Consider the following 25,569-nt stretch of genomic DNA (forward strand, 5'->3'; position numbering starts at 1 on the left):
TTGTTCGACGAGATTCATACTTGTTAGTTATCCATTTTTCTCCACCCTCTATAAATCATTATTATTTTTCTCTCGTTGTATGAAACCACCCTGCTTTTAGGTCGTCGGGAAGGGGATCGCTTTATTCGTTACACGGGGGACGTGATACAAGCTGATTTGAACGCGGCAATAAATATCTGCGTTCGAGGCACAGACAACAACATTACCCGATTCATGAAATCAAATGATGTTGAATCTGAGTTATTAACTCGGACTGTCCGGTACTTGGCTTCTATAGGTTCGTCTGTGAGTGATGCTCTAAATCTTGGGTGGCTTCTACCTAAATTTAAAGCAAAAGCACTGAAACTTGAAGCTGAATATCACCGACAGGGGTAGTCGGTACGGTTAAGCTCTGGTGGCTGGAAAATCTCGAAACAAAAACTGATTGTCAACGCTCTAAAGCAGTAACCAGCACAGAAGAAACCAGCAATTAAAGACAAGTCTACTTTTTGTATAACTTTACGTAGATTTAGTTTATCCCATGAATCCCTTTATCGGTTATCACCTCGCTACAAGTAATAATTTTCCTCCCTACAGCCAAAAACTTCAGGAATACTGGCTGGCAGCAAATGGGCTTTTCTTGCGATCGCACCGCCGCGAGTTAGAGGTTTGCTTACAACTAACTCAAACTCAAGTTGCTGGACTCCAACCCCTTGAACCCTACTTTCGCCTGAAAGTCCCAAAAGTTCCAAGCCTTGTAATCACTGATATTATCAATGCTGCCAGTATCAACCCCCAACAGGAAATCCTATTCTACTTGGGAGTGACAAACAACCAATGGTGGTGTCACACGCCACTGCAAACTGCGTCTTCTACTCACGTCCTATCTTTAGAAAGCGCACTCGATAAAAGCTATACAGATGGGCTATTGGAAATACACAGTCATGGAACTCTAGCTGCTTACCCTTCAAGTGCGGACAATCTAGAAGAAAAAGGTAAATTTCGAGTGTTCGCGATCATCGGCACACTGAATATCATTCCCACAATCTATACCCGCATCGGGATATACAATCACTTTTTCGACATCAATCCTAATCAAATATTTGAACTTCCGCCACAAGTAAAATGCTCGAATTAACTGCTTACCAACAAGCTTTACCAGTCTTACCTCGCAATCATACTCGTATCAACTTTGTTTTAGTAGGAGTAGGAGGAACAGGCGGGTTTCTTGCAGAAGATTTATGTCGAATTATTCTGCAACTCCAGCACACTAGAAAAGAAATTAACTTTGCGATCGTCGATGGTGATACTGTCGAACTCAAGAATATCAGCCGCCAAAATTATCAACAAGCTGAAATTGGGCTACCAAAGGTACAAACACTGGCTGCAAGATGCAGCGCCAAGTATGGAATAGAGATTACAGCCATTTGCGACTGGTTTGAAGAAGATATGATTCGCACCACCAATTCATGGAACACCCTAACAGTAATTATTGGTTGTGTGGATAACAGCGCCGCCAGGAGCAAAATTCACTCAGTTCTCAAACTGAACAGTGCAAATGAGCCAGCATCGCTATTTTGGCTGGATTGTGGAAACAGCAACCACTCCGGCCAAATAATAGTTGGAACGCACTCTAATTTTGATATAGTTCAAGCTGCCAATAACTCAGACAAACCTAAATTCTGGTTGCATCTTCCCTCCCCGGCGCTAGTTCACCCGGAATTGTTAGTTCCTCAACTGGAAGAACTCACTGACAACAACCTCTCATGTGCAGAAATTCAAGCACGAAATTATCAGTCGCTATTTGTCAATAAAATGACGAGTGCGATCGCAGCCCAGTACTTACTAGAATTAACCCTTACGGGAGGGTTGAAAAAGTTCGCCAGTTATTTTGACCTCAAAGCAATGTCAATCCGAAGTTTATACGCAAGCATCGACAATCTGAAAAAATACTATATACCGTAGACAAATCACCACAAATAGCTCACGCATATTTATCCCAAAAAGCAAATTTGGGATATATTTTTATGAATCGATTCAATCACAAAATACTTGAGCTAGCCGAACATCATCCAGAGTGTCTATCATCGAAAAATTATTCTAATCTCACTCTAAAAAGTGAATCCGAAGTTGCTGGAGGTCAGTTTCATCTCGTCATGCAACAAGTTGGGTTAGGGCTACCAGTCGAATCTTTATTAAAGGAATACCCCCAAATTAATAACTGGGTCGATAAGGTAAAACCTTTTCTAAACATTCCTGGAAACAAACAATGGAGCGCCCAAATTCAATATTTATATCACGATATCCTTCTATATAGCGAGTGCGACCTTATTATCTATGGTGAAAATCAAGTAGTTGGGTTTGACTGGACAATTCAAAAACCTCCTAAATTTGAAATTCTTGAGAGCCAGTGGCAAACCCAATTGAGATTATTTCTCCTTCACGAAAGGACTGGAATGCCATTAGAACAAATTAGCCTAGTTTACTTGTTCATCAACACTGATAGCATTTACCAGTTTACTTACTCTGAAAATAAACATTTGGCTTTCAAAGAACGGCTAGAAGAAACAATCGCTCCTTTTATAGGAGACAACAATGAAAATAAACATTTAGCCGATAAAATAACTCCTCAAGAAGCACATGATAAATGGCTGGCAAGAGAAATATCAACTACGGAATATTTAGCAGCAATTCCTGAAGTGGAATTATGAATCCAACAGAATTAAATATCACTAAAATCGAACTCACTTCTAACGGTGGTTGGACACTCAATATTCTCTCACGTCGGGTAGCAACTATTACTGATCCCTTGGGAAACCGGAAAACCAGCTATTTCGGGTTCGATACCAAAGAACAAGCCGAAAAGTTTAGAGATTGGCTTCTCCGAAAAAACAAATGTAGTAGTGCAGTTATCCGTCACTCCGAACGATTAGCTACTGAATGGGAGGTAAAAACTTGGAATGTACCAACCTCCCTAATTCTTAAATGCGCCGTTAAAGATTTAAAGGAATCTAGCAATGCAACTATCTCTACTGAATCTGTCTTACAACGAGGATAACTCATCACTAGATATTTTCAATATTCCTAACTTAGAAAAAGCAGAAACTCTCCGCAAGCTAGCTGCCTCAATGCAGTCAACTATTGACCAAAAGAAAAATCCTGGTATTGGGAATCAAAGGGCAACAAAGCGCCGTAAAACTATAGCTCAAGGGATAATCCAAGAAGGAATTGAACTTGAGATTATCCAGTCTTGGCTATTTGCGATCGCACAAATGTGGGAAGTAGGAAATATCCCACCAATACTACGCGGTATATCTCGTAAATCACAGGTGGAAGTGCTATTTAGGATTTCTCAAAGTGGAGAACCTAGCCAGAAAATCCAAGAAATACTAAAAGGCGAATATTACCAAGACTGGGTAAAATCTCTCAGTCGCGCGGGGTTAAATACATCAGGCGAAATCATATTAGCAATAACAGAAATTCAACAGGTAGTAAAACCTGAAGCAATTGATACTACTAAGCAACAACTTAATAAGCTTGAGTTAGAAATCATTGGAATGAAAGATAAAGATTTCTTCCCTACTCCCAAATCAGTCTGTCAACGACTTGTTCAACTGGCAGATATTGAAGCAAATTGGCGAATTTTAGAGCCTAGCGCTGGTAGCGGAAATATTGCTGAGTATATCACTCAAACTTACCCAAATGTTCAATTAGAGGTAGTTGAGGTGAATTACAACCTACGACAAATTTTAGAACTCAAAGGATTTAATCTTGTAGGGAAAAACTTTCTGGAGTTTAACCCCAGTCATTTATACAATGCCTGTATCATGAATCCTCCATTTTGCGAACTTGTCGAGCATATCTATCAAGCTTGGAAGTTAGTTATATCAGGTGGTGTATTAGTTTCAGTCGTCCCTGAATCGGTTTTCTTCAACCGGAAGTATCAAAGCTTCAAAGAGTGGCTACAGAGCAATAAGAGCTATGTCGAGTTGGTAGATAAAGATGCCTTTTTGAGTTCAAATAACCCTACAAATGTAGCTACTAGGATCGTCAAAATAATTAAACCATAGTGTACTACAAGCGCATGGCGTACTGCCAAATTGATGAAACTAGGTATGTCACGTACATCTTCCCTAAATTCGGAAACTATGCGAGATACAAAATCCTTACACAGCAAGAATTAGAACTAGCAGTTACTAAGTGCAAGCTTGCTGGTTGGAAAGTCAGTAATGTCACCAAACTTACTAATAAAATGCTTGAAATTAAACCCAAATAAACCGCAAAGTCTTAAATAACTTCTTGATTACAATGCTTCTTCTACCTCAAAGTAAGGTAAAACAACATAGTGGTGATCCTCATGTCCTTGTTCACCCGCATTTGGAAAAAACTTATCATCTCGCTCAACACGAAAGATAGTATGACCGCTTACAACTAAATGTTTATTGACATTAAGATGTTTCTGTAGCTGCTCCTTTCCTCTTCTAGAGAGAACAGCTACAACATTATTATCTTTCAAATCTTTCCAGCAAACTTCATAGGGAGTATAACCATTATTTTGAGGCATTAAGTAAAGTTGTCCCCATTCACGAGCATAAGCTTTTATCCGTTCACGCCCACATTGGTTTGTGACGTTCGGCTGGCTTAAATATAAGTCTCTTGGATCTAGAAACCATTGATAGCGAATACTAGGGGGTAAATTAACTTGAGCTATCTGAACATTCTGAATATGTTGATGAGAGTTCATACTATTGAAAATATCCAATAATATTGGGTGTGTTGAATCCTTATTCTTACTGAAGAGTATATATAATTCCTCCTTGGCTCTTGTGAATCCTACGTACAACTCCCTAGCACGACTTTCTAGCTTACTCTTATGTACAAAACCATCTTCCAACACAAAAACGTGACTAAATTCTGAACCTTTGGCACTATGAAAGGTGGATAGAATCACTTGCCCAGGTCGTACAGGACGAGCTTCTTCTAAGAGGTATGCCATATCCTCTTGTGTCATCTGTAAACAACCTGACAAAGCCTGTAGCAATGATGACCAAGCAGCATCACGATCGCTATAACCCAATTCTTGGCGTAATTCTTCAAGATGGGCTTGGGGGTTAGAAACATGCAGATTAGGTTTTTCCCGTAATCGGTGTAGGACTGCTTGACCGACACAACTCTTGATAGGACGTAAATTATCTTGTGTGTTGTATAACTGGTAAGCAATATCTTGGTCATTTCCCCAACTATCTCGCAAAACATGCTGTAAAAAACGCAGGTCTTCCCAGCGATGTGCCAAAACTGCTATTTTTTCTTTTTGAATTTCACCAGGTCGAGTCAAAATTTCGGCTATTTTTTCAGTAATCCACTCAGCCGCATCGTACAAATGTCTATACTCTCCCCAAAACACTTTTCCGGGCTGCTGAGTGTTAACAGCCTGTATTCTTTCGTTGACTCCCTTGAGTCGGTTTATTGGAGCGATCGCCTTTTCGATAAAACTATTAGCAAACTCAACAATAGTTGGGCGAGAGCGATAATTTTGTACTAAAGGAATTACGTCTTTTTTTAGTACGTCGTAATCTTTCCAGAAATCGCGAATAAACTTAACACTTGCACCATTCCATTCGTATAAAATTTGGTCATCATCACCCACAGCCATTAAGAAGCTTTTTTGGCTTTCGTCTTCATCCTGATGGTTAAATCCAGCTAATCGGGTAATTATGTCGTATTGTAATTTATCAATATCTTGGTACTCGTCCACCAAAATATATTGGTATCCAGGATGATTTTCCTGAAGATGGATAATAGCTTGCTCTAACAACCACTTAAAACCCCCCTCACCTTTACTTCTAAGTCCTGTCAGTTTAGCTGCAAGTGCATGAAAAGTTAAAGCATCTACCAGCGTTCCACGCTTACCTAAAAGTTGGTGCAGCCGTTTCCGCACCTCGGCAGCAGCTGTGCGATTGTAAGCTAAAACTAGAATACGTTCTGGTGGAACACCTCTCGCTGATACCAAATAAGCTACACGACTTACAATTGTGTGAGTTTTACCCGAACCGGGCCCCGCCAATACCAATAATGCACGACTTTGATCGTCTGTAACAATCCGCTTTTGGGTTGGATTGAGATTTTCTATAATTGTTTCCACAATTGGTGGATTCCCGTGTATTTCTCCGCAACGTTGAGAAAATTCATCCAGAGAAAGGGTAAAGTAATCTTCTAATATTTGAATAAGTTTTATTGGTTCTTCTTTATCTTGCATTCCAGCTTCTAAGACTTGGCGCATAATATCAATGCGTTTACGCCGTTGTGTGTAGTGTTCATCCAGAGGTGGGTACACTCCCTCATACCAGTTTTTTCGGTCTTTTCCTGGAAGCAAATGATAAAGCATTAAATTACCTAAATCTCCTCTCCCTAAAACAACTACTCCTAGACGTTGCATGAAAGCTAAAACTTTCAAAAGGTCTAATTTTGGATATTCAAGAATATCGATGCGTGTTTCTAATTCTGCTAAATCAAGAAGTTGACTATCTTCCCGCTTCCAGTTTTTGTCCTTAAATAACTTATCTAGAATGTTTTCAACATAGTCAATTTCTTGCCATTGTTTCTCCCAAATTTTGTTTGCGCTCTCTAACCACTGAGTTAGTGTTTTCTTGGTTTTCAGAAATAGGCGAGTTGTATCACGACTTTCTTTAGTGTAAGTAGCTAACTTTAGTTGAGTTAAAATCTTCAAACTATATGCAATATGTGCTTTTTTGCCTAATTTATCTTCTAAAGCTTCTACGTGAAGCAATATAGATTTTTCTTCATCTATTTCTGGTGATTCGGACTGGAGCCAATTCAAAAAGGCTTCAGTGCTTAATTTAAACTGTTCCAGCTTTTTATTAGATTGCTTTTCAAATTTAAAAGCGATTTTATATTCCCAATTTACTAAATCAAGATTAACCAATTTACGCACAGTCTTAATCACAGATGGAGGTAAAATTCCCGTTACTAAAGATACCTCGCGTACATCTAGTTTAATACTACTTTGAGTTCTTCTAAAACCAATATCAAATAAGAACAAAGCTAATTTATTAGCATCACCGTTTAATTTACCAATTTCTTCTAAGTTAAGTTCCCGTTTCAAGTAAATATTCAGGTAGCAAGGACAAGATTCTCCTTCCCGTATCAATCCAGCTTTTTCCAAATAGAAGATAGCAACCCGTGCTTGAGTCTCTAATATTTCTAAATCTTCTGGCTCTTCTAAAGATAAAGGTTTCGCTAAATCCAAAGTACTTATCCAAGCATCTTGAGTTTTTAGTCGGGGTCGAATTAAATCCCAGCAACTTTTGAGAGCCTGAAAACTAATTTGCGATCGCCCTTGTTGCTCAAATATCCAATTAAAATCATCTTGATGCCAAAATAGATAAGCTGAACCTCGTTCCCCCTGGTTACGGGCAAGCCGACCAATTTCTTGTACGTAAGCTTCTGGGGTAGCAGGTGGTGCAACATGAATAACAGTATGGATACCTTCTCTGTCAATACCCATACCAAAAGCGTTAGTTGCGACTACTACTTCTATTTTTCCGGCTTTAAAATCTTCCAAGACTTGCTGTTTGTTAGAAATGCGGGAGTGAAAATAGGTTGTTTTAAAGTCAGCTTGATTAAGATGCTCTGCATATTTTTCTGCCATACGGCGAGTAGGAACATAAACAATAGCAACACCCAAACCCAAATTAGGATATTTTTCTATATATTCTTTTTGCTGTTTTTTTAGATATTCTTTGGTCTTCTCAAGTCGCTCTGAGTCTGGGATATCATCAAGTGACTTAGGTCTTTCCACAATTTCTATATGAGTTTTGATTTCGTCACGCCATTGAAAAGATTTTCCATCAAGTGGCAAACGCTCTAAAGAACCTGAGCATAATCCGTCAAGTTTTTTTACAGCTTCTTCCAGGTCTTCAATAACTTTGAGTGTTGCGGTAGCAGTAACAAAACCCCAACGAATAGAAGTATTCTGTCCATTTTTGTAAAATTTCTGAAGACTTTCGGCAATTCGTAAAAAGTCTGGTCGAAAATCATATCCCCACTGAGACAAAGTGTGAGCCTCATCAAGTACCCACAGATGAGGAAGACGATGTTTAAGAATACGTTGAATTGTTGGTTGCCGCAATCGTTCAGGAGATAAGTAGAGAATATCTACTTGTCCATTCCAAAGGGCTTCAATAATACGGCGTTGTTCTTCAAGGCACTGTGCTCCTGTAAGTAGTTCTACCCGTTCAGCATACTCAGATAGTTGTTGATTTTTCAGTTTCTCTTTCAAATTTTGTACTTGATCTGCCATCAATGCTTGAAGGGGAGAAACAATGATAGACAAACCTCGATAATATTTGGAAAAGATAAGGGCTGGAAGTTGGAAAATTATGCTTTTACCTCCTCCAGTGGGCAAGATACCTAAAGGAACTGTCTTCCCTTTTAGCAGTGCTTGGACAATTTCTAGTTGATGTGTTTTAAATGTTTCAAAGCCAAAGAACTGTTTTAGTTCCTTTGAAAGTTTAACTTCATCCAATGGAAGTGGAAATGCATTCTTTTCAGCTTCACCAAAGCTTGGGAATTTACACTCTAACCAATTTGGACGGCGAACCTCTGACTCATTAAACTGGTATAACCAATTTAGAAAAACTATTGCTCCTAAATTTTTGATGTTGTGCCTTGGCAATCCGTTAAGATAGCTTTGTAAACCTGGAATATCCAACATCGGCTGGCGCTTCTGGAGCTTTTCCCACGTTATTTCTTCTACGTATGAAAGTCGGGGAATAAGATTGCAGGGATAGCCATCAGGAAGTAATTCCCACGCCCAGTACCGTACAATAAGAGGCAAAGAGGAGTGAGATTCGCATATCTTTTTGTAGATCGCGTAACTTTCCCTAGCATCTTCTAATGGATCATTTAGTCCTAACTCTTTACGGTAAAGCTTGTTGAGCTTGTGTTGCGGTTGCCCAACAAGGAATAGGCAGGATAGTTCTAAAGTATCGCAAATTTTTGCAGCTAATTCTGGCGGTTGTTTGCGTTTAGTATACTTATAAAGTTTAGGTATGTCATGACGGCGAATATTATGCCCAACAATAATTTCAGCTTCTTCAATCCTGTCTAAAACACGGTTTAAAGTAGTGAGAGTGATTGGTCTTTGATGGTATTCCTCTCCACCAGTATGGATTAAAGCTATTTCAGACAGCTTCCATTTATTATTTTCTAACTTCTGGCGTTCAATATCAAGCAAAACACAACCTGAGGGGATTGAATTATCAAAATTTGCACCGCTAGATGAAAAAGTCATGACTATACTGGGTTCTCTTGTTGACCATCTGTAAATATGCTCGAAAAAGAATACTTTATTCCTTATTAATATTTAGAGTTCCCAGTTTGAGAAAAAACTAACATAGTTATGACTTATACTGAATCTGTATAAAAAGGTATATAGGAATCCGACTTGATTCTTGCTAAGTATACTGAGGAATAAACCTTTGTATTGCAAGCTTATAAGCAAATTTGTTTTTCAAAAATCAAATATGAGTCCTATATAATTAGCCTGTAAAGGCAAGCTTGGTAAATCTAGCCCCAGGCAAACTATAGGCATAATGCCTTATGATTTTTAAAATTTAGAATTGCTGAGAATTAATATTACGCATTGGCAAAGTAGGCAAGAGGTAAAGTCTCGCGTAACAAGGAAAGCAGTAGGCGAGCGCTAATCATCACGGGCTTGGGTAAATGGGTAATATCTATTTCTTGAGCTAGTTAGATAAATATTAATTAATGAAGTCAAAAAATACCTGCTCAAGTTGTTTTTTACCAGACGACTTGAGTTTTTGACCACGACTTTGTTGCATACGCATGGAATTTTGGTTTCAACTAGCCAAAATTATGCCAAAAAGTCAAACACAGCCAAATACTTCCGCCACTGAAGAAACCGCAGTAACAGCAGCGCAATCAGAAGCCCCTCAAGTAAATGCCCAGAATAGTAATAACATACAAAAGCGTAAATCAGCTATTTCTAAATTTGCCAATCCTGAGTACAATGCGCCGATTAGCAATATCTGCATCTGCCAAGTCATCAACCACATGGAAGCAGAAAAAGTTGGGTTGTTTATAAAAGATAAGTATTTAGCAGCAATTAACTGGCAAGGACAAGAACCAACACACAAGCACACCTTCTCCAGTGGTACGCCAGAAATGGGAGTGTTGTTGCAATCACCCAGAATGCACATTCTTGATGTTTCTCCCAGATATATTGAACAACGCGATGACGGCAAAATTGTGGGGGTGTACGAATCACCTGATGGGTACGAAATGTACCAAGTACTCGGCAAAGATGCCGCAGTATTGAGACGATTCTACTTGTTGCAACTTGTCGATGAAAATAATAACAATCTGCACTCAGTACCAATTGTCTTGTCAATCAAAGGCGTTGCATCATCAAAATTTGGCGAGGCTTACAAACAGTTCCAACGCGAACTAGAGGTTGCATTCGCCCGATTTACTGATACAACTGTCGCTGAAAAACGTGCAGAGTTTCATCGCCTTGGTGCATTTCAACCCACCTTCACACCATCCCTTGAACCGAAAGAAGCAGTTAACCAAAGAGATAAATCTTGGGTAGCAGTTGTCACTTCCTACAAATCACCAAACCCCGATGGCAGCGATTTTCTCGAATTCTTCTCAGAAGGCAAAGAAATCGATATCCAAACAACAATGCAGGCAAATCCCGAATTCTCTCACCGCATCGGTAAAACATCAACCGTTGTAGCAGAACATAACCGCTTGATAGGTGCAGGCGATATGCCAATAGCAGCACTTCCTCCTAGTACAGCAGGTCATGACTATACAGCATACAGTACTGAGATAGAAAAACTGCCTTACTAAAACAAACTACCTCATCTAAGCGAAAAGGGTGCTAGAAATAGCGCCCGTTAAGAAATCATCCACTAAAAACCAAGTAACAAATGAAACTAACAATTGAACAATCTAAACTCGCAGAAATTCTAGAAACCGCTTACCTCGCAATTAGTCCTAAACCCACTGACCCAATTTTAGGAAATATCTTACTGATTGCAGATGAAGACGGGATAGTATCAGCAACAGGCACAAACCTTAACCTCACAATTCATACTACAACCACCGCTAACGTCGAAACTTCAGGTCAGGTAGCACTTCCTGCCAAACTACTAACCGATACTGTTAGTAATGTTAAAGGCGAAATTACTCTAGAAGTAGAAAACCAAGCCTGCATAATTACTCACAATAGCGGTAAGTGCCGACTAATTGGCGGAAAATCTGACGAGTTCCCAACACTTCCCAAGGGGGAAAATCCGACAGAGATAAATTTAAGTGCCAAGAAACTCCAAGCCGCACTTGAAGGGACACTCTATTGCGCCAGCAGCGACGAAACAAAGTTGGTTTTAACTGGTGTCAACTTCAAAATTGATACCAACAAGTGGCAAGCTGCTAGTACAAATAGTCACAAATTAGCGCTAGTAACAGGAACACTCGATAGCGAATATTCTGACCCAATCAACTTCACTGTTCCAGGTAAGTCACTTGGCGAGTTAAACAAAATTCTCTCTCAAAGCGCCGATACGAGCGTGTGCAATATTCTTCTATCAGATAGAACTATCGAGTTTAGCCTTCCTAATACAAAGGTCATTTCCCGGCTTCTGGAGGGAGAATATCCCAAAATCAATAGCTTGATTCCCCGGTCGTTTGAGTATGAATTTACATTAGAGCGCAAGGGATTTGAGAGCGCACTCAAGCGGGTAGGTTATCTAGCCGAACGCAAGCAAAAGGTTGTCAAAATCCTCTGGGAATTGGAAGCTACACAGGCAACACTATATACCGAAGCTACTGATATCGGGGATGCAGTTGACTCGGTACTGATGAAATCAGTAACTAGTAATTCAGAAAACATCAGTATTGGATTAAACATCGACTACCTTATTGAAGGATTAAAGCATATCAGTACTGATGAAATAGTGGTGCGGTGCAACAAACCCACGCAACCAGTCATTGTCTGCCCAATGGGAGGACTGCTCAATCAGTTGTATCTGGTAATGCCTGTAGAAATCAAGCAGGGGTTTGAAAAGGTAAATAGCCAAAGTACAAAGGCAAAAGTTAGCGCTCAAAGTGAGCCTGGTACTGAAGAAGTAACAGAAGTTAGCACTCAAACTGAGTCTGACACTAAAGAAGTAACAAATGTGGCACAAGCAACAGATGATAGTGAAACTCCTCAAGTAGAAACGCCAACCATAGTAGCGAAAGATACCACCAAAGGTAAGTCAACCTCACGATCGCCACGAACGAAAAAAGAAGCGGCGACTGCCTAAAAAATCAAACTTCCTACCAACCACACTGGTAGGGAGTAAATAAAACACCCGTTTATCATCAAAATCATGTACCAACCACTACATCTCAAGTACCGCCCCCAGACCCTTAGTGAAGTTATCGGGCAGGAACATATCGTCCGCACTCTCATAAATGCGATACTCTCAGGAGGGAGTCACTCCGCGATCGCGCAACGCCCGCCTTCTCCTAAAGGAGACGCGCAAGGGACGGCGATCGCACTCCAGAAGATTGCACCTGCCTACCTATTTAACGGTCCCAAAAGTACAGGCAAAACCAGTACCGCCCGCATCATCGCCAAATCCCTCAACTGTCAGTCAACCCAAGAACCGACAACCAAGCCCTGCGGAGAATGCAATTCATGTAAGGGAATTACAGCCTCTTCTTCCCTGGATGTAACTGAGTTAGATGCTGCCAGCAATAGCGGGGTAGAAACAATCCGCGAGTTAATTTCCACTACCCAGTTTGCACCAGTTGAGGGAAGGTACAAAATTTTCATTATTGATGAATGTCATGCCCTAAGCAGTCAATCGTGGCAGGCGCTTCTAAAGACAATTGAAAATCCACCCCGTCATGTAGTTTTCATCTTCTGCACAACTGAAATACACAAGGTTCCTGAAACTATCATCTCGCGCTGTCAAAAGTTTGATTTTAGGAGAGTAGGACTAGAAACACTTGTTGAGTATTTATCAGAAGTTGCCCAGAACGAAAACATCAACATTAACGCACCTGGTATTTGGGCGATCGTCAAATCTTGTGGAGGTTTTATTCGCAACTGTCTTGTATTGCTCGATCAATTGAGCAACCTGGGAGTAGATGAAATCACGCCAAACTGGGTTTGGGAATTATCAGGTGTTGTTCCCGAACATGACCTACTTACCCTAACCGAAAATCTTGCTAAAGGAGACGTAACAGCTAACTTACAAATCCTCCAAGACTTAATTGAGTATGGCAAAAACCCATTCGTCATATACTCAAGTTTAACTGGGTTTCTCAAAGACCTGCTAGTGGCTAAAACTGCCCCTGATAATAGACAAATTACTCAACTGGAGGAAGACACTTGGCAGGAACTCGTTACTATTTCTCAGATGTGGGAACTAACCCAGATTCAGGCAAGTATTGCCCTATTAATGTCAAGACAACAGTTAATGCGTGACTCAGAGGCAGCTAAACTTTGGTTGGAAGCGACACTCATTGAGTTAAGCAATATCAAAGAAGAAAAACAACCTTGGGCTAATTGGAAAACAATCCAAGATGCTATCAATTGGGGTAAGGAACAACTCCCACATTTATCCCAATCTGAACTCGAAAGGTATTGGAACAATCTTACTCCCATTAAAGGTAAAAAAGCACCTGCATGGGTACAACTGGTGCAAGAGCTTCAGATGAAGTCTCAATTACAAACTGCCTAATTCAAATGTTCGTCACTTTGTAAAAACACTTACTTTCCCCAATAAAAACTTTGGGGAAAGATTTGTTCAGGCTTATTCAAAAATTACATTTATAGTATACTTGCATCTACAGCAATATCTACATTGTGCAGTAACTCTCAATATTAATAAAGACTGTCCTGACTTGTAAGCAAAAAATTAAGATATCAAGTAATACCACAACAAAATTTAACAACTGGCATTCTGAAAGTATCTGATTAAAATTATGCCAGTTGAAGCAATTAGCCTTCGTACAGGACTTAAATTACCAGCAGCGAGCAGACATTTGTGCAATTCTCTTAACCTCTCACAGGTGCTTTGCGGGCAACATGAACAGCAGAAAGAAACGAGAGTTGTACGCTATCTCCAAATTTTTCTAGCTTCTGGCGCAATCCTGCAAATAGTAACTCTTTGGCTTGTGGCTCTAGTTTCCGTAAGGTACTCAAAAGCTTGAGGTAGTCATCAATGCTATAGGTAACTTCACACGCAGTTTGCTCGACAACCAACTCTTGAAAACAATTGGAGTCTAAAATCTCTTGTTCAAACCCCCTCAAAATCTCCGCTTGAATCTGGGCACCTTCATATCGAACAAAGGAGGGCGCATAAGCTTGATACACTTCCTCTAGAACTTGGTAAACTTCGTATTTCGGTTCTGGGGTCAGATTCCATAGCAGGATAAGAAAACCGTTATCGCACATTGCCGATGCTGTCTTGGTATATCTAATCTCTGGCGGTATCCAGTGAAAGGCATTAGCAGATAGAACGGCATTGAACTGTTTTGCTTCTAGTTCCCACTCCTCAAATGAATTATTGCAAATTGTAACTTTTGGATATTGATCGCAGTTGTGTTGTGCCAAATGACAAAAATCCTGGTTTGGCTCAATACAGGTCATTGAAAAACCAAATTGAGCAAAAGCCACCGTCGCATTTCCTGGACCACAACCAACCTCAAGAATCGATGCATCTGAGTCAAGTTGGGCTAAAGCCACAGACCGATCAATTAGTTCCTTTGGATAGTGCGGTCTTGCATTGTAATAAACATCAGCAACGGGAGAATACCAAGTCCTTCGCTGTTCTAAATCCATAGAAGCTCTGGCATTTATTTCTTGTCTAAAGTCTTGCATAAGCTAAGGCGTGTCAGCTTTGATCGTCCAATTTCATTTTAGAACCAGCAAGGGATCTGTCAAAATTTTTATTAATAACCACATACGCAGCCGCTTTCAATATTCGCACTTCCTAATAATCTAGACATGATTTTTGAGGTATTTTTATCGTCAAAAAAACCACCAACTAAACCACAAGGATTCATGCCAAAAAAGATTAATTAATTTTGGAGATTATGAATTACAACCACCGAGATTTTATTACCAAATCTGGTAATAAGATTATCGTTGATGAGGAAAGACTCGACATATTCTGGTCAGATACTACCCCAATACCTGAGTGGCATCCCACAGTAAATATTCCGACCTACGGAGCGCTCAAAACTCTGGTAGTCGATATTGAGACGGCAGGGATAAACCCAAGAGAAAATCGTATCTATGCAATTGGCTGTATGAGGGAGATAGGAGAGATTGCCATCTTTATGTATCAAGCCGAAAGTAAAATCCTCCTGGAGTTTTTCAAACACCTAGAATCAAGCAAACCAGAAGTAATTTACACCTACAATGGAACAGAATTTGACCTACCGTTTCTCATCACCCGCTGCGAGTTACACGGCATTTCTCATCCATTTAGAATTGCATCTAAGAAGCGCACTATCCGAACTGCCCAAGTACGCGGCGAACCACTGGAAATTCAGGAGGTATTCATCCGCAACTGCCTGCACGTAGATATCTTTATCTGCGTTCTCAGGTGGGATTTTATCGCCAAAGAACTTACTAACGGGCGATCGCTTAAACAGGTGGTACTGGAAATGGGATTGCGTAAGCAAGCGCGACTGGTTCTCCCCTATGAAGAAATTCTCGCCTGCTGGAAAGCCAGTTCTGGTAGTAGAGGATGGCAGAAAATCAAGGATTACCTTATTTACGACTTGGAAGATACGCAACTCATAGCTAACAGACTTGTACCCTCATATCACTATGAAGCACTGGTTGTACCGGGAATGAACCTCCAGCAGTTAGCCCTCGCTGGTAACGGCACCAAGTGGAAGCAAATATTCTCGCATCACTACCCAGGATACAAACCCAAACCCGACCGTAAGTATAAATTCCAAGGGGGGATAGCCTACTCTATTCCAGGACTATATAAAAAGGTTGGATACATCGATATCAGTTCTATGTACCCCAAAACCATCTTGTCGAAAGGGATTGTCTCTCATAAGGATACAAAGCGAATCGGCTTGAGCATCTTGCAATATTTGGTAAATGAGAAATCAAGGTTGGAACAAGTTGCCAGCACCGGAGACATTGTAGCCAAGGAAAAAAGAGAATCCACCAAAGTTTTAGCTAATTCTCAGTTTGGGTTCTTCGGAACATCGGAACTCGCCTTCAACGATATGGAAGCAGCCGCCTTGGTAACAGCTTACGGTCGGCGCATCCTACAATTCATGATTGAGGTAATCAATCAAGCTGGTGCAATCCCTGTAGAAGTTGATACTGACGGGGTGTTTTTTACTCACCCCAACCCAGAAAAAGTGTATGCCACACTTCAGTCTCAATTACCCAAAGGGATAACCGTCAAATTAGAGTTTATTGCCAATGCAATGTTTATTCCGCAAAGGGGAACTAAGAACTATCTGTTATGGCTGAAAGATAACTGGATTATCCGCAAAGGTAGTTGGAGAAACCGTTCTCGCTCAAGGCTAGAGAAAGAATTTCCTGTTGAATATCTAACCTACTTAATCCAAAACCAATCCACGGCAGAGGAATATTTCAGAGAAGTCAAATCGCAGATTTTATCAGGGAAATACCCAATAGAAAAACTCTCCATTACTCGCAAAATTCGTATTGGGGAAAAAGAACTTCTTAAATTAGGAAAGCCTGGTGATGTAGTAATTTACTATTACGGAATCAGAGGTATTACTAATATTAGCACTAATGAGAGCTATTCACGTCAATACTATCTTGACATTATAGAAAAAAGACGAGAAGAAATCCTCAAAATAGCCGCTCCTGAAATACTAGAAGGGAATGAACGTCAGTTATCTCTTTTCTAGATGAATAAACTTGATATTTAACCTAAGCACTGAAAATAATAAATATCAAGTCTTTTTTCAATTCATAAATTTTCAATAATTTGTAAATAATGACAAATACTTACAAGCAAGTTAGCTTTCATTAAAGCATTTTCAGGCATTAGTACAAATAAAAAGTATGCCGTCAAAAATCAGATTAACAAACACAGTATCAGTCATTAATTAAATGATTAAGTTCGTTAATTTATTTATGTATTAATGGAGATATCATTCTTCAATTACAAAGGTAACTAAATGAAAAAGAAATCCTCATATCGCAAGCCCAGGCTTAATAAAAAACAAAGGGCTTGGGTGAACTCATTCCTTGCATCTCATCCTAATGCCAGAGTTAGAAATATCTATGAATTAGATGGCGATCGCGTTGTTGAAATTGAGTGGTGGGAAAATACAAATCCAATAATATTAGACCCAAAAACCTACATTCAAGGAATTATCAGCTACAAAATGCGGGTCAAACTCAGAAAATTTGGCGATGCGAGAAAAACAGCCGAGTTCTCGTACCGAATCACGCCGCCAGAAAAACGAAGTGCATTATGGCACTTAACAGGTCAACTTTCTCTAGAACTTCCCCAGTGTTACGAAGTTGCAGAACCAAACAACCCAGTTATCGTTAAACCAAAAAGGAGGAATACTAAAACCAAGAAGGTTAAAAAAATTATTCAGCATACTCTTCCTCTATCAGGAATCAGTGCCCAACTTCATACTATGAACATCGAAGATGGTAGTGTTCCTTTATCGGAACAAGAACTATTACTAGAAAGGGTATCACACCTAAATTTAGATCCTGGTAAAGAGACTAAACTTCCAGGAGCTATAGTCAAAATTCTTTCTAAGAAAAAAGCTAGCTTAAAGGAGTGGGAAACAGCTATTGCACTATATGAGGTAACTGGTTCTAGTGGAGTAATAGAATATCTCCAACAATTGGATTCTTGGCGGAAATATTTGGGTACTCAACCAGTAGAGAACTCTGTTGAGAAAGTCTCAAATCAGAAGTCAGTACAGCAAGTATAAGTATTTGCTGCTCGCTATATTTTGCTAGCGGCTATATAACAAATACTGAGGATGTGGAAAGAGCTAATACTAACTCTTATTTTTTTAAACCACCGCTTACGACTAACGCCTGATAAATAAATGTTTATCTAATCTATCATGACTGTATATCTATACTACGGCGAAGATAGCTACTCACTCAATCAAAAAATTGATTATCTAGTGAATCAAAATGTTCATGCGGAATGGAGAGCTTTCAATTACGTTAAGCTATCTGGAAATGAGAAAAATATTGCTGCCAAAGTCTTTACTGAGGTTATGACTTTGCCCTTTGGAGAAGGTAACAAAATTATTCATACAGACAGCGACTCTCTAATTGGAAGTTTATCAAATGAAGATAATAACCAAGAACTTGAAAATCACCTTTCCCGAATACCTTCAAGCAACCTTCTATTAATTACTGGTAATAAAAAGCCAGATTCGCGCAGAACAGTAGTAAAAACTATCCTAAAATATGCCCAACAAGAAGAGTTTCCTCTCGTCCCTAGTTGGGATAAAAAGGGGATAGTTAACTTGATAGGAAAGTATGCAGCCATCCATCAAGTTAAACTCACGCCAGATGTTACAGATTACCTAGCTGAAGCAATTGGCAATAATACTGCACGAGCCGATAGCGAATTCGCTAAACTTGCTGTTTATGCAAGCGAACAAATAATCTCTATTGAGGAAGTAAAACAGCTCGTTTGTAATCATAATACTGACTACATAAAGCTTACTAGTGCTATGTTAAGAAACCATCCAAGTTTAGCAATAGTGCAGGTATCTAAACTACTAGATAATAATGAACACCCACTCAAAATAGTAGCAACACTTACCTCTATTTTCCGCACTTGGTTAATAACCAAATCTGGGGTAGAAACTAAATTATCTGATACTAAGATTGCAGAAATAGCCGAACTGAAAAACCCCAAAAGATTGTATTACCTCAAAGAGGAAGTCAAGTTTGTAGGCGTTCAAAAGCTTAAAAACAGCCTTACTTTACTTGTACAACTCGAAGCCGAACTCAAAAGCGGAGTTGACAACCTAACCAGTCGAATTGCTGAAATTTCTACGATATGAAAAACAACCCATTTACAGAAATCACCGGACAGCATACCGCCAAACTTCTTCTGACTGAAGCAATCGAACAGAATAAAATTGCTCCTGCATACCTATTTAGCAGTCAAGTTGAGGGAGTAGGGAAAGGAAAAACTGCTCTGGCGATGGCAAATGCAATACTCCCAAGAGAGAGTCGCTCCGCGAAGGCAGGAGAAAATAACCATCTAGACATCTTACAAATCAAACCAACCCATCTCGAAAACGCCTCCCAGCAGAAAGGTATACCTGCTATTCGAGTAGAACAGGTGCGCGAGGTAATCGAATTTCTTTCAACTAGTGCAGTCAAGGCCAAGCAAAAGGTGGTGATTATCCACGAAGCAGATATGCTCAACCCTACCGCCGCCAACAAACTTCTCAAGACGCTGGAAGAACCGAAAACTGGAACATTTATCCTGATATCGTCCTATCCTCAAAAGCTATTACCCACTATCAAGAGTAGGTGTCAAATCATACCTTTCCAAAGGTTAACTGATGAGGAGGTTATCTCTGTCCTCAAAGACCAACAAATCGAGGTAACAGAAAAAATACTAGCCATCAGTTCAGGCAGTCCTGGTCAAGCGATCGCCAACATCACAATGTTAGCTTCCATCTCAAAAGAAATCACAAGTCAACTGGAAGTACCTCCTGACGATATTCTCAACGCACTCAGTTTGAGTAACTCCATCTCAAGCTGGAATCACGAGACACAATTATGGCTGCTTACCTACCTGCAACACGACTGGTGGCAGAAATTAAAAAACACTCAATTGCTAGCTAAATTTACTCAAGCAAGGACGCAATTGCTGCATCACGTTACTCCTAGAAGCGTTTGGGATAACCTACTTCTGCCATAGCAAAACACACCCATTATCAAAAAGCACTGCCAGTTAGAACTATTTCTAGCTGGCAGTATTTATTTACACATAAAAAATATGAACCAGCAGCAAAGCTTATTCGATGTCGAAGAAACCATCCGTAACAGCAAAAGCCAAAAAGCTAGCGAAATTCTTACTCCTAGCACTAGAAAGATACTTCAGCTACTAACCAGCCAAGGGATTAACAAAGTTGTAACAGCCAGTCTACTTGATCTAGCAGGAGCAAGTCATGAAATTGTTCAATACATCGTCGGGCCAATTGTGACTCAGCAGAACGGCTGGCAACAGTCAATTCCGTCTTGGGTTTGGCGTGCGATCGCAGTCGATAGATTAGATGCAGCGTTAAAAGAGATAGACAAGGGAAAAGTAGGTAAACTCGCCTCTAGCAGCGAAGTTGTTGCACTTATGATGCCAATTGCTTTTGAAGTGCCGCTTTCATCTGAATGGACAGATGTTTACCTTTGGGCAAGTTATGATGCCCTCATTAGGCACAGACCTTTTGAGAATTTCAAATACGATAAACTGTGGGAGAAAATTGGTACAACCCCAATTCAGTATGAAAAAATTCGCTCTGATTATGAAACCCTAGCTGCTGATATCCGTTCCCGCATAGTCAAACACGCGGCGAAAGAAGGGTGGGGTAAAAGGTCGTCGAATAAGAACAAACACCCTGTTAAAGCAACTACAACTGAAAGTAATATTCAGATGGAGCAATTATCACTGTTCTCATAATTAATTTTCAGTCCTTTTTTCAACACTCTTTTCAAAGTCCTTCCTCTCCTTTTCTGTGAGAGGAGGTAGTTCTTCTTTATAATAAAAATTACCTAATTTCTGACACTGATTGACATAAATTCGTCTTGCTGAATCACTCGCTCTCAAGTCCTGACGTAAAAGTAATTTAAACGATTTTTCACGCTCTTTCAATTCATTCACTGCCACAAGCATTTCTTGTGATATGGCAGGATTTTCATAAGTAGAAGAAAGTTCCTCACTTGATGAATAAACCTTTAGTTTATTGCCAGCAGATTGAGTTAGAAGTCGCTGAGTATTATACGAACGCCACAGACCCAGTTTCTCGCGCCGTAATGACTCAATTTCAACCTCGCCAACTCGGTCTGGAGTACTGGGCCGCACGTAGACAAAACAACCTTTATCAGCTGCTACAGTCAAACTCACTTTCACACCATTACCATCAAAATAAAATAAGTCAATTAAATCGTTTTCTGCATTAACTTCTCCAAGCTTCTCTTTATTCGATAAATCAGGCAACGCTTCTGGATTTAGCGATGGCGTAGCATTATTAACATTAGCTGAGGATAATGATGGGGTAGGTAAAGAATTTGATTCTATAGCCGAGACTTTATCTTCTTTTTCTGGAGATGAACATCCAACGAGTAAGAGTAACACTCCTATAAATAAGTAGTTTTTCATAAATATAAATTTGTATTTGTAAACCAACAGCAGAATATTAATTATTGCTTTCCACTTAACCGACCTGTTTGATAAAAATCACGCAGACTAGGGAAAGCTTTTTCTAAAAGCCAGTTGCACCCAACTTCTGATTCAGGAATATTTGAAGCAGCCATGTAATAACCACTTCTGTAAGCTGCTACACCCAAACAAGCTTGTAAGCTGGATATCGCCCGCGAAGAAGCTGGAATAGCCATCAAATCTTGCAGATGACTAGGATGATAATTTTGCCCTACCAGCATGAAATAAACCAAAGTATGAACCAACCGTGATAAAACAACTGTTCGGTCTTGCCAACGTTCTAAATGAGACTCGATACAGAAGTAATCAGGTAAATCAGCCACCTGAGATTCATCATCAAGGAATAAATCGCTCTGGCTTTCGATAAAACTGGAATCCAGACCTATAAACTGTTTGAGAAAAACAAGCGTTTTCCCCCAACGTTCGTGTCCCTCAGTTTCAGGAGAAAACGCACCTTCTGAATACTGCGAACCGTACTTCTGTTGAAGTTGGACGACAGCCTCTTGATTGATATCACCCTGCCAATCAGATTCAATAAAAAACTCTTTTAAAATCTCTTGTAAATAGATGGGTGAAAACTCATTAATATCTGGAGATTCATCATCAAAATCGTCTTCATAAGTATCAACAATAAATTTCTCTAGCTCGATTTCTAGCTCTTTCTTTCTATTAACTGGTAGTAACGACTTAGCATCTTCTAACGATAGAGGAAAATCTAAATAAGGGTGGCCTTTGGCTAAGTAAGAATCACCTAAATCTGCTAAACTTTCAAGCGCGATAGTCCGGGCAAAATACTCATCTTGTGGATGCACGCATACTCGGTCTAGTTCCTTATCCACTAGCATCATGGGAATTGCCAGTAAGGCAAACCATGACGCATCGTGCAAACAAGTCGGTAAATCAGCAATTAAATCTACTAATTTCAGTTCTAGGATTTCTCCCCAAATGCCTATCCTAGTTGTATTTGAAACATCACAAAAATGCTCTACATCTTCTCCAACAGATGTTTCTCCTAACCAGGTAAGATTTTCTACCCGCAAAGAAGATGAGTAGTCAGAAGTCAGATGGTTTTGGCTATCCTCATCGGACTGTATCCATATCAAAGCCAAAAGCATCAGCTTACAAATACTTACTCGCTTCAGGAGAAGACATTCAGGCATAAGTCATTACTTATAATTTTTAGATACAGACCGGATTAATTGCGATACCACCATAGCACAGGGTAACTTGTCGTTCCCTAGTAAAAACCACAACTTTACGAGAAACAAGAACAAAAAATAACTCATAAGTATGAATAAAAAAGACTGTGGTTTAAATAAAACAACTCGTCAAAATAATAAATCCTAAAAGAACTAATGCTGACGCAGCAATAAGAGAAATATATAAATCCTCGCGTTATGAACTATATCAACAAAGTCATGCTGGTTGGCAGATGCGGACAAGAACCTGAATTGAAATACTTCGAGTCCGGTGCAGTTAAGGCTTCAATCTCTATTGCAGTAAGACCACCCTACAGAAGTGAACAAGCCCTTTGGTTTGATTTAGTAGCCTGGGGAAATCAAGCAGAAGTGATTGGAAATTACGTTCGTAAAGGAACCCAGATTGCAATTACTGGCGAGTTTGGATTTGATCGTTGGGCAGATAAAAATTCTGGCACTATGCGGCAAAAACCCGTAATTACAATTAACGCCATTGAATTGTTAGGTTCACCCCGTAAGGAAGAATCTACATCCACTTCTGCACCAAACGAAACACAGACTGTAGCTAACGCAAATTTCTAGGAAATTACAAATCGCCTATGCACTATAAATCGTAGGCGATAAACCATCTAATCAATCTACAAATAAAACGAACATGATTCATAATACTGCAACTATCAATCTTAAGTCAGTGAACACTACCCACGACAAAGAAGGTTCCTTGATTGCCTTTGGGATCGCCGAATTCTACTACCGTTCCAAGGAAGGAGTAGTTGCTGACGAGATGCCATTCCGTTCCAAGGGCGCACCCGCCGTCGTTATTAACGAACAAGGGGAAGGCGTACACGGCACAGCAGAAGGATATCTCGATTTGCTAGTTGATAACAGAGGTGATTACAAAGAAAAGATTGCCACATTCGTAATCAGAAACTTTATGTCAGCAAAACCCATCAACGAACTCACCCAGGTTAGTAAAACCCCTCACTCGCCAGAAACTCCCGATTTTGCCAAAGAACTACTCGAAGATAACGTTACTTCGACAGATGAAGACCTAGATCAAGAACCTCCGTTCTAGACCCAATTAACTAAATAATGCTAGTACATACAGGGTTACTTGTTAGTACTGGCGTTATTTTTTTATAGACATCCAGAATAAAAATCTACTGTTTGGTAAAGTCGCTTACATCAACTCATCTTATATAGTACATAAATACTTACACAAGAGCTAAATTTAAAACTTTTTTGACATAATTACCCTACGGGTTGGGAATTACCGTTGCCAACTTCATCTGAGGTTATAATTCAAAATCGAGAATGAATGTTTCGCCATCAGGCTCTTCTAGTTTTTGGTCTGTAGATGGCTGGGGAATTGGCTGCTGGAGTCTATTTTCGTTAGTAGTAAGCGGCGTGAAAGCTACTTGTTGTGTGGCTAATCCAGCCTTTATGAAAACAAAATAGCAATCAATAATAAAATAAAGCGTCTCCAGATAACTTTTACCTAGTTGTTGGGATTCTGCAAATATGCGTTCTCGGTAGTTTTCTTTGAGCCTAATTTTTACCGGAGCTAAGTCTTGTTTATTTGTCATTGTTTGTTATAACTTCACTTTCCAGATGTGTTTGGTTAATTCTTGCTCGTAATGGTTTTTGCCATTTCTAGAAGCCCAAAGACGTTAGCTTCTACCGGGTTGTCCAGTATTTTGAACCCGTTTTTCTCTAATAGTTTCTTGAATCCAGGTAAGAGGCAGCCTCCACCTATCGCCCAGATTTCATCCCCTTGGTGCTTGGCATCAAGTGTCAGATTCACCACTTTCTTCAAGTATTTTTCATACCAATCTTTCAAGCAAGCGCTGTAGACATCTTTGATATCGATGTCACGACTGTACTTGGTATGCCCCATTTCCAGGCAAAATCGGATCTTGGATGCATCCCCGATTTTTCCCCCATTTAGATGTTTCATTTTTTGAGAGATATCATCGATGAGAACTTCTACACCAATGGGATAGGCGGTGTGAACTTCTCGTTTCCCCTGGTTGTAACGAGAATACAAAGTCGTACCATTGCCAAAGTCTAAAATTGTTAATTTTTTGGGTAGTTGATGCCCAAATAATGCACCCATCCCCTCTAGAACGACTTTCAGCACTTCTACTTTCACATCTGATTGTTTGCCAGCAAGTATCGGCTGATATTCCCCACTTAGTACTTTTTGCAATTCGTCAGCCAGACCAACATCATGTAAGCTGACAACTAATTTTAAGTGCCAAGCCTTACGGTGTGGCAGATGTGCCAATGCACCGAACAAAGTTAACAACGCATTATTGACTTTGTTTTCATTGTTATCGGTGTTTCGGTCAAAATGATAACCTGTACGGAAAGCTGATTCTCCGACTGTGTAAGCACTACCGTTAAAAACTACCCGTCCGGGTACATCTTCCATGTCGGCTGTGGAAATATAGCTGGGAACACGAACTACTTCAAAACCATCGACTAAAAGTTTTAGGCTTCCATAACCGTTATCAAAGCCAGCAGGAAAAATTTTTTGCAAGGCGTGAATATTTGACATAGGGATCAAGTCAATAGGTTTTGATTTGTGAAAGTTATCTGTTCAGATTATCTAGGGGAGCAGGAAAGCAGGGGAGAAAAGAATAACTTGCTATGAGTCTTTCTCCAGAACTCTGCCCCTTCCCTCTCTAACCTCAAGAGCTTATCATACCCCTTGGGGGCTAAGTGGGGTACAAAATATCAAATAGCTAAATGTACCCTATAAAGCCCCCATAAAGCCCCCATATAGGTGTCAAATTCTCATCGAAGTCCTAACGGGACTTAGACAAAAATTAAGCCCAAATAAAGCCCAAACTAGCTTTATGAGCAGCAAATACGTCACGGTTGAAGGTCAACCAGTCAAA

At 39.8% G+C, this 25,569-nt stretch carries 22 protein-coding genes; 16 read left to right on the forward strand and 6 right to left on the reverse strand.

What is annotated here, in order from left to right:
• Nucleotides 1–75 precede the first annotated feature (75 nt).
• The 6 genes from V7K53_RS21885 (at nt 76) to V7K53_RS21910 (ending at nt 4,049) form a co-directional block, all read left to right on the forward strand.
• On the forward strand, nt 76–375 hold the full coding sequence (locus V7K53_RS21885; protein ID WP_335199655.1) for a hypothetical protein: 300 nt from the start codon (nt 76–78) through the stop codon (nt 373–375).
• Nucleotides 376–520: 145 nt separating this feature from the next.
• Complete coding sequence (locus V7K53_RS21890) at nt 521–1,117, forward strand: Mov34/MPN/PAD-1 family protein (protein WP_335199656.1); 597 nt, start codon at nt 521–523, stop codon at nt 1,115–1,117.
• Nucleotides 1,105–1,944 carry a ThiF family adenylyltransferase gene (locus tag V7K53_RS21895; RefSeq protein ID WP_334765554.1) on the forward strand — a complete coding sequence of 280 codons (840 nt, stop codon included), beginning with the start codon at nt 1,105–1,107 and terminating at the stop codon, nt 1,942–1,944. Before V7K53_RS21890 ends, V7K53_RS21895 begins: the two co-directional genes overlap by 13 nt.
• A gap of 62 nt (nt 1,945–2,006) precedes the next feature.
• Nucleotides 2,007–2,690: a hypothetical protein gene (locus tag V7K53_RS21900; protein ID WP_335199657.1), complete on the forward strand. Its 684-nt coding sequence runs from the start codon at nt 2,007–2,009 to the stop codon at nt 2,688–2,690.
• Nucleotides 2,687–3,037, forward strand: a complete 351-nt coding sequence (locus tag V7K53_RS21905; protein WP_069072299.1) for a hypothetical protein — start codon at nt 2,687–2,689, stop codon at nt 3,035–3,037. Before V7K53_RS21900 ends, V7K53_RS21905 begins: the two co-directional genes overlap by 4 nt.
• Nucleotides 2,997–4,049 carry an SAM-dependent DNA methyltransferase gene (locus V7K53_RS21910; protein WP_334765552.1) on the forward strand — a complete coding sequence of 351 codons (1,053 nt, stop codon included), beginning with the start codon at nt 2,997–2,999 and terminating at the stop codon, nt 4,047–4,049. The genes V7K53_RS21905 and V7K53_RS21910 overlap by 41 nt, the downstream gene beginning before the upstream one ends.
• A 233-nt stretch (nt 4,050–4,282) precedes the next feature.
• On the opposite strand, the gene V7K53_RS21915 is transcribed toward V7K53_RS21910, so the two are convergent.
• Nucleotides 4,283–9,292 carry a UvrD-helicase domain-containing protein gene (locus tag V7K53_RS21915; protein ID WP_335199658.1) on the reverse strand — a complete coding sequence of 1,670 codons (5,010 nt, stop codon included), beginning with the start codon at nt 9,290–9,292 and terminating at the stop codon, nt 4,283–4,285.
• Between the two features lie 584 nt (nt 9,293–9,876).
• Between V7K53_RS21915 and V7K53_RS21920 the strand changes: the two genes are divergently transcribed.
• The 3 genes from V7K53_RS21920 (at nt 9,877) to dnaX (ending at nt 13,760) form a co-directional block, all read left to right on the forward strand.
• Nucleotides 9,877–10,875 carry a DUF5895 domain-containing protein gene (locus V7K53_RS21920; RefSeq protein ID WP_334765549.1) on the forward strand — a complete coding sequence of 333 codons (999 nt, stop codon included), beginning with the start codon at nt 9,877–9,879 and terminating at the stop codon, nt 10,873–10,875.
• Nucleotides 10,876–10,955: 80 nt separating this feature from the next.
• Nucleotides 10,956–12,332, forward strand: coding sequence for a DNA polymerase III subunit beta (gene dnaN, locus V7K53_RS21925; protein ID WP_334765548.1), 1,377 nt, complete (start codon nt 10,956–10,958; stop codon nt 12,330–12,332).
• Nucleotides 12,333–12,398: 66 nt separating this feature from the next.
• On the forward strand, nt 12,399–13,760 hold the full coding sequence (dnaX, locus tag V7K53_RS21930) for a DNA polymerase III subunit gamma/tau (RefSeq protein WP_334765547.1): 1,362 nt from the start codon (nt 12,399–12,401) through the stop codon (nt 13,758–13,760).
• Between the two features lie 317 nt (nt 13,761–14,077).
• On the opposite strand, the gene V7K53_RS21935 is transcribed toward dnaX, so the two are convergent.
• The gene (locus tag V7K53_RS21935; protein ID WP_335199660.1) at nt 14,078–14,863 is read right to left on the reverse strand and encodes a class I SAM-dependent methyltransferase; all 786 of its coding nucleotides are present in this window, start codon (nt 14,861–14,863) and stop codon (nt 14,078–14,080) included.
• Nucleotides 14,864–15,117: 254 nt separating this feature from the next.
• On the opposite strand from V7K53_RS21935, the gene V7K53_RS21940 reads away from it, so the two are divergent.
• From V7K53_RS21940 to V7K53_RS21960, 5 genes are all read left to right on the forward strand, one after another.
• Complete coding sequence (locus V7K53_RS21940; RefSeq protein ID WP_334765545.1) at nt 15,118–16,935, forward strand: 3'-5' exonuclease; 1,818 nt, start codon at nt 15,118–15,120, stop codon at nt 16,933–16,935.
• Between the two features lie 273 nt (nt 16,936–17,208).
• A complete protein-coding gene (locus V7K53_RS21945) occupies nt 17,209–17,985 on the forward strand; it encodes a hypothetical protein (RefSeq protein ID WP_334765544.1) in 777 nt (258 codons plus the stop codon).
• A 138-nt stretch (nt 17,986–18,123) separates the two neighbouring features.
• Nucleotides 18,124–19,083 carry a DNA polymerase III subunit delta gene (gene holA / locus V7K53_RS21950; protein ID WP_334765543.1) on the forward strand — a complete coding sequence of 320 codons (960 nt, stop codon included), beginning with the start codon at nt 18,124–18,126 and terminating at the stop codon, nt 19,081–19,083.
• Complete coding sequence (locus tag V7K53_RS21955) at nt 19,080–19,955, forward strand: AAA family ATPase (protein WP_334765542.1); 876 nt, start codon at nt 19,080–19,082, stop codon at nt 19,953–19,955. Before holA ends, V7K53_RS21955 begins: the two co-directional genes overlap by 4 nt.
• Nucleotides 19,956–20,033: 78 nt before the next feature.
• Nucleotides 20,034–20,708: a hypothetical protein gene (locus tag V7K53_RS21960; protein ID WP_334765541.1), complete on the forward strand. Its 675-nt coding sequence runs from the start codon at nt 20,034–20,036 to the stop codon at nt 20,706–20,708.
• Here the strand turns inward: V7K53_RS21960 and V7K53_RS21965 are convergent, their stop codons facing one another.
• A complete protein-coding gene (locus tag V7K53_RS21965) occupies nt 20,709–21,407 on the reverse strand; it encodes a hypothetical protein (protein WP_334765540.1) in 699 nt (232 codons plus the stop codon).
• Nucleotides 21,408–21,448: 41 nt separating this feature from the next.
• Nucleotides 21,449–22,627 (reverse strand): hypothetical protein, encoded by a 1,179-nt coding sequence (locus V7K53_RS21970; RefSeq protein WP_334765539.1) that lies wholly within the window; start codon nt 22,625–22,627, stop codon nt 21,449–21,451.
• 237 nt (nt 22,628–22,864) lie between these two features.
• On the opposite strand from V7K53_RS21970, the gene ssb reads away from it, so the two are divergent.
• Entirely contained in the window at nt 22,865–23,248 is a 384-nt protein-coding gene (ssb, locus tag V7K53_RS21975; protein WP_029631537.1) for a single-stranded DNA-binding protein, read from the forward strand.
• A 73-nt stretch (nt 23,249–23,321) separates the two neighbouring features.
• Nucleotides 23,322–23,741: a hypothetical protein gene (locus V7K53_RS21980; RefSeq protein WP_334765537.1), complete on the forward strand. Its 420-nt coding sequence runs from the start codon at nt 23,322–23,324 to the stop codon at nt 23,739–23,741.
• A gap of 220 nt (nt 23,742–23,961) precedes the next feature.
• Here the strand turns inward: V7K53_RS21980 and V7K53_RS21985 are convergent, their stop codons facing one another.
• Together V7K53_RS21985 and V7K53_RS21990 are read right to left on the reverse strand one after the other, a co-directional pair.
• Nucleotides 23,962–24,252 carry a hypothetical protein gene (locus V7K53_RS21985; protein WP_094351830.1) on the reverse strand — a complete coding sequence of 97 codons (291 nt, stop codon included), beginning with the start codon at nt 24,250–24,252 and terminating at the stop codon, nt 23,962–23,964.
• A gap of 35 nt (nt 24,253–24,287) precedes the next feature.
• The gene (locus V7K53_RS21990; protein ID WP_335199662.1) at nt 24,288–25,226 is read right to left on the reverse strand and encodes a ParM/StbA family protein; all 939 of its coding nucleotides are present in this window, start codon (nt 25,224–25,226) and stop codon (nt 24,288–24,290) included.
• Between the last annotated feature and the right edge of the window lie 343 nt (nt 25,227–25,569).

The sequence above is a fragment of the Nostoc sp. genome (assembly GCF_036917355.1).
GTDB lineage: Bacteria > Cyanobacteriota > Cyanobacteriia > Cyanobacteriales > Nostocaceae > Nostoc.

Bases quoted from the DNA above. Each gene is read 5' to 3' on its own strand.
- V7K53_RS21890 (WP_335199656.1), top strand. From the start codon at position 521: ATGAATCCCTTTATCGGTTATCACCTCGCTACAAGTAATAATTTTCCT.
- V7K53_RS21895 (WP_334765554.1), top strand. From the start codon at position 1,105: ATGCTCGAATTAACTGCTTACCAACAAGCTTTACCAGTCTTACCTCGC.
- V7K53_RS21900 (WP_335199657.1), top strand. From the start codon at position 2,007: ATGAATCGATTCAATCACAAAATACTTGAGCTAGCCGAACATCATCCA.
- V7K53_RS21905 (WP_069072299.1), top strand. From the start codon at position 2,687: ATGAATCCAACAGAATTAAATATCACTAAAATCGAACTCACTTCTAAC.
- V7K53_RS21910 (WP_334765552.1), top strand. From the start codon at position 2,997: ATGCAACTATCTCTACTGAATCTGTCTTACAACGAGGATAACTCATCA.
- V7K53_RS21915 (WP_335199658.1), bottom strand. From the start codon at position 9,292: ATGACTTTTTCATCTAGCGGTGCAAATTTTGATAATTCAATCCCCTCA.
- V7K53_RS21920 (WP_334765549.1), top strand. From the start codon at position 9,877: ATGCCAAAAAGTCAAACACAGCCAAATACTTCCGCCACTGAAGAAACC.
- dnaN (WP_334765548.1), top strand. From the start codon at position 10,956: ATGAAACTAACAATTGAACAATCTAAACTCGCAGAAATTCTAGAAACC.
- dnaX (WP_334765547.1), top strand. From the start codon at position 12,399: ATGTACCAACCACTACATCTCAAGTACCGCCCCCAGACCCTTAGTGAA.
- V7K53_RS21935 (WP_335199660.1), bottom strand. From the start codon at position 14,863: ATGGATTTAGAACAGCGAAGGACTTGGTATTCTCCCGTTGCTGATGTT.
- V7K53_RS21940 (WP_334765545.1), top strand. From the start codon at position 15,118: ATGAATTACAACCACCGAGATTTTATTACCAAATCTGGTAATAAGATT.
- V7K53_RS21945 (WP_334765544.1), top strand. From the start codon at position 17,209: ATGAAAAAGAAATCCTCATATCGCAAGCCCAGGCTTAATAAAAAACAA.
- holA (WP_334765543.1), top strand. From the start codon at position 18,124: ATGACTGTATATCTATACTACGGCGAAGATAGCTACTCACTCAATCAA.
- V7K53_RS21955 (WP_334765542.1), top strand. From the start codon at position 19,080: ATGAAAAACAACCCATTTACAGAAATCACCGGACAGCATACCGCCAAA.
- V7K53_RS21960 (WP_334765541.1), top strand. From the start codon at position 20,034: ATGAACCAGCAGCAAAGCTTATTCGATGTCGAAGAAACCATCCGTAAC.
- V7K53_RS21965 (WP_334765540.1), bottom strand. From the start codon at position 21,407: ATGAAAAACTACTTATTTATAGGAGTGTTACTCTTACTCGTTGGATGT.
- V7K53_RS21970 (WP_334765539.1), bottom strand. From the start codon at position 22,627: ATGCCTGAATGTCTTCTCCTGAAGCGAGTAAGTATTTGTAAGCTGATG.
- ssb (WP_029631537.1), top strand. From the start codon at position 22,865: ATGAACTATATCAACAAAGTCATGCTGGTTGGCAGATGCGGACAAGAA.
- V7K53_RS21980 (WP_334765537.1), top strand. From the start codon at position 23,322: ATGATTCATAATACTGCAACTATCAATCTTAAGTCAGTGAACACTACC.
- V7K53_RS21985 (WP_094351830.1), bottom strand. From the start codon at position 24,252: ATGACAAATAAACAAGACTTAGCTCCGGTAAAAATTAGGCTCAAAGAA.
- V7K53_RS21990 (WP_335199662.1), bottom strand. From the start codon at position 25,226: ATGTCAAATATTCACGCCTTGCAAAAAATTTTTCCTGCTGGCTTTGAT.